This is a genomic window from Methylobacterium symbioticum, from assembly GCF_902141845.1.
GTDB lineage: Bacteria > Pseudomonadota > Alphaproteobacteria > Rhizobiales > Beijerinckiaceae > Methylobacterium > Methylobacterium symbioticum.
Genome location: NZ_CABFPH010000150.1, coordinates 1 through 9,630, shown reverse-complemented (window position 1 = coordinate 9,630; position 9,630 = coordinate 1). Strand labels below are relative to the sequence as shown.

Annotated in this window: 7 protein-coding genes and 1 pseudogene; 5 read left to right on the top strand and 3 right to left on the bottom strand. The window is 73.1% G+C overall.

The genetic code is table 11. The features are described from left to right. Nucleotides 1-126: 126 nt before the first annotated feature. From MET9862_RS26845 to MET9862_RS26825, 5 genes are all read left to right on the top strand, one after another. Complete coding sequence (locus MET9862_RS26845) at nt 127-459, top strand: hypothetical protein (protein ID WP_012454438.1); 333 nt, start codon at nt 127-129, stop codon at nt 457-459. A 388-nt stretch (nt 460-847) separates the two neighbouring features. Beyond that, nucleotides 848-1,381, top strand: a complete 534-nt coding sequence (locus tag MET9862_RS26840) for a lytic transglycosylase domain-containing protein (RefSeq protein ID WP_238254536.1) — start codon at nt 848-850, stop codon at nt 1,379-1,381. Nucleotides 1,382-1,487: 106 nt separating this feature from the next. Beyond that, a complete protein-coding gene (locus MET9862_RS26835) occupies nt 1,488-3,848 on the top strand; it encodes a heavy metal translocating P-type ATPase (RefSeq protein ID WP_012454436.1) in 2,361 nt (786 codons plus the stop codon). A 134-nt stretch (nt 3,849-3,982) separates the two neighbouring features. Then, nucleotides 3,983-4,801 (top strand): nucleotidyltransferase domain-containing protein, encoded by an 819-nt coding sequence (locus MET9862_RS26830; protein WP_012454435.1) that lies wholly within the window; start codon nt 3,983-3,985, stop codon nt 4,799-4,801. 264 nt (nt 4,802-5,065) lie between these two features. Beyond that, nucleotides 5,066-6,355, top strand: coding sequence for an ABC transporter ATP-binding protein (locus MET9862_RS26825; RefSeq protein ID WP_012454434.1), 1,290 nt, complete (start codon nt 5,066-5,068; stop codon nt 6,353-6,355). 134 nt (nt 6,356-6,489) lie between these two features. On the opposite strand, the gene MET9862_RS26820 is transcribed toward MET9862_RS26825, so the two are convergent. From MET9862_RS26820 to MET9862_RS26810, 3 genes and pseudogenes are all read right to left on the bottom strand, one after another. Further along, the gene (locus tag MET9862_RS26820) at nt 6,490-7,944 is read right to left on the bottom strand and encodes an NADH-quinone oxidoreductase subunit N (RefSeq protein ID WP_012454433.1); all 1,455 of its coding nucleotides are present in this window, start codon (nt 7,942-7,944) and stop codon (nt 6,490-6,492) included. Continuing rightward, nucleotides 7,941-9,419 (bottom strand): complex I subunit 4 family protein, encoded by a 1,479-nt coding sequence (locus tag MET9862_RS26815; RefSeq protein ID WP_012454432.1) that lies wholly within the window; start codon nt 9,417-9,419, stop codon nt 7,941-7,943. Before MET9862_RS26815 ends, MET9862_RS26820 begins: the two co-directional genes overlap by 4 nt. A gap of 14 nt (nt 9,420-9,433) precedes the next feature. Next, nucleotides 9,434-9,630, bottom strand: a pseudogene (locus MET9862_RS26810) (NADH-quinone oxidoreductase subunit L); the annotation flags it as partial.

Below are 9,630 nucleotides of genomic sequence, written 5' to 3'. Positions count from 1 at the left end.
TTTTTAAAGCACACGCCGCCCCCCGACCTCCCCCCTCTCCCCCCCACCGCCCCTCTTCCGCTCCCCCCCTCCCCGCCGGTCCGCGCCCCCGAGCGCGGCCGCTAGCCCCCGTTCGGGATCACAGCGATGCTCACCTCCCTCAGGCCGGCCGTGGCGCTCACGGCCTTGGCGCTCACGGCCTTGCCGCTGGCGGCCTGCGTGCCCACCGCCGCGCCGCACTGGCTCGTCGCCCCGGCCGATCCCGCCGTCGCCGTGCGCGCGCCGCGCTACTCCGCGGTCACCGCGGGCGTGGCGCGCTACGACGTGGTCGATCCCAAGGACTGGCGCGAGCTCAACCGCGCGGTGACGCCGAAGTCCGGCTCGGGCGGCATGGAGGGTATGGAGGGCATGGACCACTCCCGGATGCCCGGCATGAACATGCCCGGCATGGGCGGCAAGCGCGACACGGGAGGGCGGTGATGGGACCCGCCTGTAACCAAACCCCGCCCGCCCCCGGACTAACCCCCAAAGGGAACTCACGGATGACCTCGACCGGCATGCGCTCGATGGCCGAGACGGAGCTGCCGCTTTTCGGGGTCGCGCGCTTCCGGAAGGCGCGATGAGGCAGCCGTCCATGATGAGGGCGGCGTCTCCACCGGGGGGAGCGTCCGCCGGCGCGCGGCAAAGGCCGCCGGGAGCGCTCGTACGTCCTCGACCCCGGCTGCTCCTCGTGCTCTGCGCGGCGCTCCTCCTTTCATCCCCGGCCGTCGCTGCCGGGGGTGGACCCGCGGGCGCGTCCGCCCCTGCCGCGCCGTCGTCCTCCGGCGATGCGGCTCACGCGGCGTCGGGTCAGGCCGGCTACCGGCGGATGCTCGCGCGCGAGGCCGAAACGCGCGGATTGCCCCCGGCCATCGCCGATGCCGTCGCGTACGTGGAGAGCGGGTACGATGCCGGCGCGGTCGGTGGGGTCGGCGAGCTCGGACTGATGCAGGTCCGGCCGACAACCGCGGCCATGCTCGGTCACACGGGTCCCGCCGGGGCCCTCCTCGATCCCGCGACCAACATCCGCTTCGGCGTGGCCTACCTCGCACAAGCTTGGAAGCTCGCGCAGGGCGATCTCTGCCGCACGCTGATGAAGTACAGGGCCGGCCATGGCGAGGAGCGGATGAGCCCGCGCTCCGCCACCTACTGCCAGCGGGTGCGGGTCCGCCTCGCCGCGGCCGACGCTTCGCTCGCCGGGGCCGCCTTATCCTCCTTCCAGGGAGGCGTCCGCGGGATTCCCGCGGCACGCCTCACGGAACGGGATCCCCGTTCGGCAATCGCGCGGCGCTTGTGGGCCGAGCATGCGGCCCGTGTCCGCGGCATAGGGGCGCGCATCGACCGCATCATGGGCGGCGGCTGAGAACCTGTCGGAGCAAGCCACTTGAACGTCCGCCCCAGCCCCGTCCCGCCCGCCGTCAAGCCGCGTGTCCGCCCCGCCGGCGGCGGCCGCATGGAGGTCTGAACCCATGGACCACGGTCACCACGTGCATCATGCCCACGGGCACCGTCGCGGCCACGGCGCGGCCTACGCGGCCGGGGAAGCCGCGACGGACCCCGTCTGCGGAATGCGGGTCGATCCTGCGGCTACGCCCCACCACGCCGAGCACGACCACGCGACCTACCACTTCTGCTCGGCGGGATGCCGCGCGAAGTTCGTGGCCGAGCCGGCACGCTACCTGACGGCTGACAAAGGGCCGCCGGAAACCCCTGCCGGCACGGTCTACACCTGCCCCATGCACCCGGAGATCCGCCGCGACCGACCGGGCAGCTGCCCGATCTGCGGGATGGCGCTGGAGCCGCTCACGCCGACGAGCGGCCCGGTCGAGAACGCCGAGCTCAAGGACATGAGCCGCCGCTTCTGGATCGGCCTCGTCCTGACCCTCCCCGTCTTCGCCCTGGAGATGGGGGGACATCTGACGGGCCTCGTCGACCGCCTCGGCCTGCAAACCTCGAACTGGGTCCAGTTGCTGCTCGCCTCGCCCGTCGTCCTCTGGGCGGGTCGGCCGTTCTTCGAGCGGGGCTGGCAGTCGCTGGTGAACCGCCGCCTCAACATGTTCACCCTCATCGCCCTCGGGACCGGCGCGGCCTACCTCTACAGCGTCGCCGCGACCGTGGCGCCGGGGCTCTTCCCCGAAGGCGTGCGCGGCCACGACGGGGCGGTGCCGGCCTACTTCGAGGCCGCGGCGGTCATCACCGTCCTGGTGCTGCTCGGGCAGGTGCTGGAACTCGGGGCCCGCGAGCGCACCTCGGGCGCGATCCGGGCGCTGCTCGACCTCGCCCCGCAGAAGGCCCTGCGTCTCGGGACGGGAGGGACCGACGAGGAGGTGCTCGTCTCGGCGGTGGCCGTCGGGGACCGCTTGCGCGTCCGGCCCGGCGAGAAGGTGCCGGTCGACGGCGAGGTCGTCGAGGGGCGCTCGGCCGTGGACGAGGCGATGATCAGCGGCGAGCCCATCCCCGTCGCGAAGGAACCCGGCTCCCTCGTGGTTGGCGGGAGCCTGAACACGACCGGGGGCTTCGTGATGCGCGCGACGCGTGTCGGGGCCGAGACCACCCTGGCCCGCATCGTCGCGATGGTCGCCGAGGCCCAGCGCTCGCGCGCGCCGGTCCAGCGACTGGTGGACGATGCGGCGGCCTGGTTCGTCCCCGTGGTCATCTCCGTCGCCGCCCTCGCCTTCGTTGCCTGGATGGCCTTCGGGCCGGAGCCACGCTTCACCTACGCCCTGCTCGCGGCCGTGGCGGTCCTCATCATCGCCTGCCCCTGCGCCCTCGGCCTGGCGACGCCGATGTCGATCATGGTTGGGGTCGGCCGCGGCGCCCAGGACGGGGTCCTGGTCAAGAGCGCCGAGGCCCTGGAGCGGTTGGAGAAGGTCGACACGCTCGTCATCGACAAGACGGGGACCCTGACCGAGGGCAAGCCCAAGGTCACCGCCGTGCTCCCGGCCCCCGGTTTCACGGACGCCGACGTGCTGCGCCTCGCCGCGGCGGTCGAACGCGCGAGCGAGCATCCCCTGGCCCTCGCCATCGTCCGGGCCGCGGAAGCGCGGGTCATCCCGGGCGCCGTGGCGTCCGACTTCGAGGCACCGACCGGCAAGGGGGCGCTCGGCACGGTCGAGGGACGGCGCGTGGCCATCGGCAACGGGCGTTTCCTGGAGGAGCAGGGGACGGACGTGACGCTCCTCCAGGCGCGGGCCGAGGAGGTGCGGAGCCGGGGCGCGACGGCGGTCCTCGTCGCCGTGGGCGGGAAGCCGGCCGGCGTCATCGCCATCCAAGACCCCGTCAAGACGAGCACGTTCGAGGCCCTGCGAAGGCTGCGGGGGGAAGGCTTGCGCATCGTCATGTTGACCGGCGACAGCCGGACGACGGCCGAGTTCGTCGCCAAGTCGCTGGGCATCGACGAGGTCGAGGCCGAGATCCTTCCCGACAGGAAGGTGGAGGTGGTCAGGACGCTCCAGGGCCAGGGCGCGGTCGTGGCGATGGCTGGTGACGGGGTCAACGACGCGCCGGCCCTCGCTGCCGCGGACGTCGGGATCGCGATGGGCGGCGGCACCGACGTGGCCATCGAGAGCGCGGGCGTGACGCTGCTGCGCGGGGACCTGGTCGGCATCGTCAGGGCCCGGCGCCTGTCCCGGGCAACGATGCGCAACATCCGCCAGAACCTGTTCTTCGCCTTCATCTACAACGCGCTGGGCGTGCCGGTCGCTGCCGGACTGCTCTACCCGTTCCTCGGCATCCTCCTCTCGCCGGTCATCGCGGCGGCCGCCATGGCGCTCTCGTCGGTGAGCGTGATCGGGAACGCCCTGCGCCTCCGCACGGCGCGGATCGGCTGAGCCAGGACCATGACATGCGCACCGCCGCCCTCCGCCGAGGGGCCAGTCCGACCCGTGTGCCGGAAGCCCCGCGGACGAATCCGGGGACGTGCTCCCCTCGCTCCTCCGAGCAACTGCATGAGCCCGTGGAGACGATGATCACGCACCCGCTCGCACTCGGCGTCGCGGACGCCCACCTCGCCGCGGTCGATACCGCCGTCCCGGACTTCGTCGAGGCCCTGTACCTCGTCGGCTCCGCCGCCATGGGCGATTTCCGTCCGTCCCTCAGCGACGTGGATTTCGTGGCGGTGACGCAGGCTCGTCCCGGGAACGGCGAGCTGGTCGCCCTCGCCGAGGCCCACGCCCGCCTGGCGCTTGAGCGACCGACCCCGGCGCTCGACGGCATCTACCTGACCTGGGACGACCTGCGGGACGGCCCCGTCGGCATCCCGGACGGCCCCTGCGTCCAGCGGGGACGGTTCTTCGCGTCCGGATGCCACGACCGGCATCCGCTCACCTGGAGCGTCCTGGGGACCAGCGCGGTCACCGTTCGCGGTCCGCTCTGCGCGGGCACCGGGCTCTGGCGCGGAGCGGCCCACCTGGAACGGTGGGCCCTCGCCGGCGTCGATGAATGCCGGGGCCGATGGCTCGGAACCGACACGGCGGACGAGGCGACGCTCCTCGCGGCGGACGGGGTCGAACGGGCCGTCCTCGGCATGTGCCGGCTCCACTACATCCTCGCGACAAGGGTCGTGCCCTCGAAGAGCGACGCCGGCTTGTACGGCTTGATCACCTTCCCGCCGGAGTGGCATCGCGTCATCGACGAGGCCCTGCGCATCCGCAGGGAGCCCGCGGCGGCCTGCCTCTACGAAACGCCCGGCGAGCGCCGCCGCGACGCGTTGGCCTTCGTCCGCGCCGTCGCCGACGACGCGCGCGCGTCGGGAACCGATGGGGGCGGTCCGCCGCCTGGCTGAGGGCGCCCGGCCTGCGGCACCCGGGAGCCGCCACCGCCGGGCTCCCGCGTAAGGCCGCCATCGCCCTTCCGAACCTGGACCTAGCGCCGAGCGCTCGAAGAGGCCGGTAAAGGGCCATTGGTCCCGTGTCGGGCCTTGCCCCGCCGCGCGCGATCAGGCCCCCGTGGCGTGAAGGCCGCCGGGGCCATCGGAGGGGGCCGGTTGCCCGGGGGCGCCCTGTCCCCTGCCCGCATAGAAGCCAGAGTCCGTCGCCAGGAGTACCCGTTGCTCACCCCGCCGATCATCCACGAGCTCATCCACTGGACGTTGGGCCTCGACCACGCCCACGCCCACTGGTGGATCGACCTCGTCACCGTGGTGGTCCTCGTCGTGGCGCCTGCCTGGACCGCTTGGCTCGCGGCCCGGTCGGGCCTGCGCTGGGCCGCCGCCCGACGGGATCGCGTCCGCAAGGGGAGAGCGGTGCCCTCGTCCGCCGCGTCCACGGGCGCCGCGGGGCGGCCAGGTTCCCGTGAGACCGGCGCGGTGCCGCTGGAGGCCTACGTCGTGCGTGCGACGTCGCGGCTGCAGGTCCGTCTCGTGCTCCTCTCCGTCCTGACGCTGCCGGCGGCCTGGCTCCTCCTTGAGATCCCCAAGCACATCATCAACCACGCCCTTGCCGATGACGCGGGCGACGGTCACCCGAAGATGGCCTTCCTCGGCCTCCATCTGGGCCGCGTCGAGCTGCTGTTCGCGCTGTGCGCCAGCTACCTGGCGGTGCTCACGCTCAGCGGCCTCGCCAAGTACGCGGTCAATCGGGTCCGCGGGCGCGTGAACGAGCGCCTCGTGCGCCGCCTCCGCCTCGCCATCGTCCGGCGCGCGCGCGGCGAGCGCTCCGCCGAACGGCGGGCCACGCTGGCCGCCGTCGCCGTCCAGGAGGTCGAGCCCATCGGCTACTTCGGCGGCAGCCTCGTGGTGGTGCCGCTCGTCCAGGGCGGCACGCTCGTGACCAGCATCGTCTTCCTTCTCCTGCAGAACGCCGCCCTGGCCCTCGCGGCCCTGATCATGCTGCCGGTCCAGCTGACGATCCTGCCGCGGTTGCAGCGGCGGTTGAACGCGAAGGTCCGGCAAAGGGTGCATGCCACCCGTGAGCTGGGGGCGCTGCTCACCGCTCCCGTGGTCGCGCGGCCGGCCGGCGGCGAAGCGTGCGAGCCCTCCGGCCTGGGCCGGCAGATGCGCCAAGCCCGGGGCCTTGAGCGGGTGCGCATCGAAATTAACGACCTGAAGGGTCGCCTCAAGGGCCTTTACAACTACACAGCGAACCTCACCCCGTTCTTCTTCTTCTCGATCGGCGGCTACCTCGTCGTGCAGGGGCGGCTCTCGCTCGGCGCGCTCGTCGCCGCCCTGGCCGCCTACAAGGAGATCGCCCCGGCCATGCGCGAGTTGTTCGACTTCGCCCAGGACTGGTCCGACGCGCGCGCACGCTTCGAGGAGGTCACCAAGGCCCTCGGGCCGGCCGGGCAGGAGCAACGCGCGACGGAGAGGCCGGTGCGCGACCGGACCGTTCGAGCGGCCTGAGCGGAGCCGGGAAGCGCCGGAGCCTCGCCGGGAGGAGGCGTCCGGCCCCGCCCGACGACGCGATCCCCCCGGCCGCGGGTCCCCGAAGGCCGGCAACCCCCTCATCCTCCGGGACGCACCCGGCGCGACCGCGCCTACCGCAGCAGCGTCGAGCCGAGCTGTGCCAGGCCGCGCCCCAGGCCCGGCGCGATGCCGAAGCCCAGCGTTCCCGCCGTGCACAAGCCGAGCGCCCATGCGTAGCCGGCGCCGGATGCCGGCCGCTCGATACGTTCCGGTTCCCTGAAGTACGCCTCCGCGATGACGGCTGCGTAGTAGAAGAGCGCCACCGCCATGTTGGCGGCGGCCACCACGGCGAGCCAGGCGAAGCCCCCCTCGATGGCGGCCACGAGCAGGAAGACCTTGCCGGCGAAGCCCGCCAGCGGCGGGACGCCCGCGAGCGACAGGAGGGCGAGCGCCAGCGCCGCCGCCGGCCCCGGCGCCCGCCGTCCGAGGCCGCGGATCGCGGCCAATCCGTCGCTCCCGGTCATGCGCTCGACCTGCGCGACCACCGCGAACGCCGAGAGGTTCATCAGGAGATAGGCCACGAGGTAATAGCCTACGGCCGGCAGGGCCTCCGGTGCCCGCCCGGCCACCGCCACCGCCATCAGCACGTAGCCGGCCTGGGCGATGCTGGAATAGGCCAGCAGGCGCTTCAGGCTTGCCTGGCGGAGGGCAACCAAGTTGCCGAAGGTCATCGTCGCGGCGGCCAGGAGCGCGAGCACGGTGGGCCAGGCGGCGAGGCCGTTCGGCATCGCCGCCAGCAGGAATCGGAGGAGGCCGGCGAACGCGGCCACCTTCGGCACGACCGAGACGAAGCCCGAGGCGGGAGCCGTCCCTCCCTGGAAGACGTCCGGGGCCCAGACGTGGAAGGGCACCAGCGTCATCTCGAAGCCGTAGCCGACGAGGACCAGGCCGAAGGCCAGCGCCACCCAGGCCCGGTCGGCGCCGGCCAGCCCCGCACCGATGGCCCGCAGGTTCAGGCTGCCGGTGAGGCCGAACAGGAAGGTCAGGCCGTAGGCCATCACCGCCAGCGCGGCGGCGCCGTAGAGGAAGTACTTGAGTGTCGCCTCCTGGGCCGGCCCGTCGCTCCGCACGAGCAGGACGAGCAGGTAGGAGGGGAAGCTCACCATCTGCAGGAACAGGACGATGAGGCCGAGGTCGGTGGCCGCCGTGAGCCCCATGCCGCCGACGGTCGCCATGAGCAGCGCGACCGGGTAGTGCGGTTCCTGCTCGCTCGCGCGGAAGTGGGAGCCGAGCGAGAGCAGGCTCACCAGGGCGCCGGCCTCGATCACCAGCTGGTAGAAGCCCCGGAACGGATCGACGGCGTAGGTGCCGCAGAAGGTCTCCCGCGGCGGGGCCGTCAGCATCGGCGCGGTCAGGCCCATCGCGACGAGCAGGGCGAGGAGCGCGACGGCGGCGGGCAGGCGGCGCCACCGGCCCCGGACCCAGCCGGCAACCGGGACCAGCGCGAGGGCGGTCCCGGCCAGCACCATCTCGGGCGCGACGGCGCCGAGATCCATGCAGCCGCCCATCGTCTGCCCACCGGTCATGGCAGGTGCGCCAGGGCTGCGGTCGTGCCGTCGAGCAGCGCGACGAGGACGGACGGCAGGACGCCGAGGCCGAGCGCCAGGACCGCGAGCGCCCCCGCCGAGCCCGCCTCGGCCGCCGTCAGGGGCGGCAGCGCCGGCATGTCGGGCGGCGCCCGACCCATCAGCAGGCCCGTCACGAGCCGGAGGTAGACCGCGGTCGTCACGACGAGCGCGAGGACGGCGAGCGCGGCGACCCAGGCGGAGAGCTGCAGGGCGGCGCCGATGGCCTGGAACTCAGCGATGAAGCCGGACAGGCCCGGGAGCCCGAGCGAGCCGAAGGCGAGCAGGCCGAACAGGCCGCTGAAGGCCGGCATCGAGCCGATCAGGCCGCCGAAGCGGGCGAGTTCCCGTGTGCCGGCGCGATGCTGGAGCATGCCCACCAGGAGGAACATGCCGCCGGTCAGGAAGCCGTGGCTGACCATCTGCACGGCGGCGCCGTTGAGCGCCAGCCGGCGGACGCCCTCGTTCCCGGCCAGTGCCGCCACCGCGACGCCGAGCGTAACGAAGCCCATGTGGTTGACGGATGTGTAGGCGACGAGCCGTTTCATGTCCGTCTGCGCCAGTGCCGCCAGGGCCCCGTAGAGGAGCGACGCCAGGGCCAGGGCGACCAGGAGCCAGCCGAACCGGGCGACCGTGTCCGGCAAGGTCGGCAGCAGCACGGCGAGCATGCCGTAGCCGCCCATCTTCAGTTGGAGGCCCGCCAGAACGACGCTGCCCTCGGTCGGTGCCTCGACATGCGCGTCGGGCAACCAGTTGTGCAGCGGCACGACCGGGAGCTTGACCCCGAACCCGAGGAGGAGCGCCAGGAAGACGAGGCCGCCCGCGAGCGGGGTCCGGTCCAGCGGCCTCGCCTGGACGATGGCCGGCAGCGAGAAGGTGTGGGGCTCCATGGCGAGATAGAGGGTGAGGAAGCCGAGCAGCATCGCGAGGCTGCCGGCGCGGGTGTAGAGGAAGAACTTGAGCGCCGCGTAACGCCGCCGCTCCCCGCCCCAGATGCCGACGATGAAGTACATCGGCACCAGGCCGACCTCGAAGAACAGGTAGAACAGCAGCAGGTCCTGCGCCGCGAACAGCCCGATCAGCCCGGTCGCTAGCAGGAGGAAGAGGAAGGCGTGGGCGTGTGCCCGGTCGTGCTCGCCCAGCACGTAGACCATCACCACCGTGAGCAGGATGGCGGTGAGCAGGATCAGCGCCAGGGAGAGACCCCCAACGCCGACGTCGTAGCTCGCCCCGAGCGACGGGATCCACGGGAGCGTCATCCGCCATTGCAGGCCGCCGGCACCTGGATCGAAGCCGGCCCAGAGGACCACCGCCGCGCCCAGTGTCAGCACGGAACCGGCGAGGGCGACGCGGCGGACGAGGCCGGGACGGTGACGTGGCAGCGCCAGCACGGCGAGGCCCGTGAGGAGCGGCAGGAGGATGGTCGCGGTGAGCATCGGGTCCAGTCCCCTCAAGGCCAGAGCATCAGGGCGCCGGCGGCGAGCGCCGCCGCGGTCCAGGCGAACAGACCGAGCGTGTAGAGGTAGAGGCGACCGGCCTGGAGGGCGCGGAGCCGCTCGCCCCCGGCGGCGAGCCCGGCGGCGAGGCGGTCGCCGCCGCGCCCGAAGCCCCCTGCCTCGATGCGCCCGGCCCACCCGGCGGCCCGCC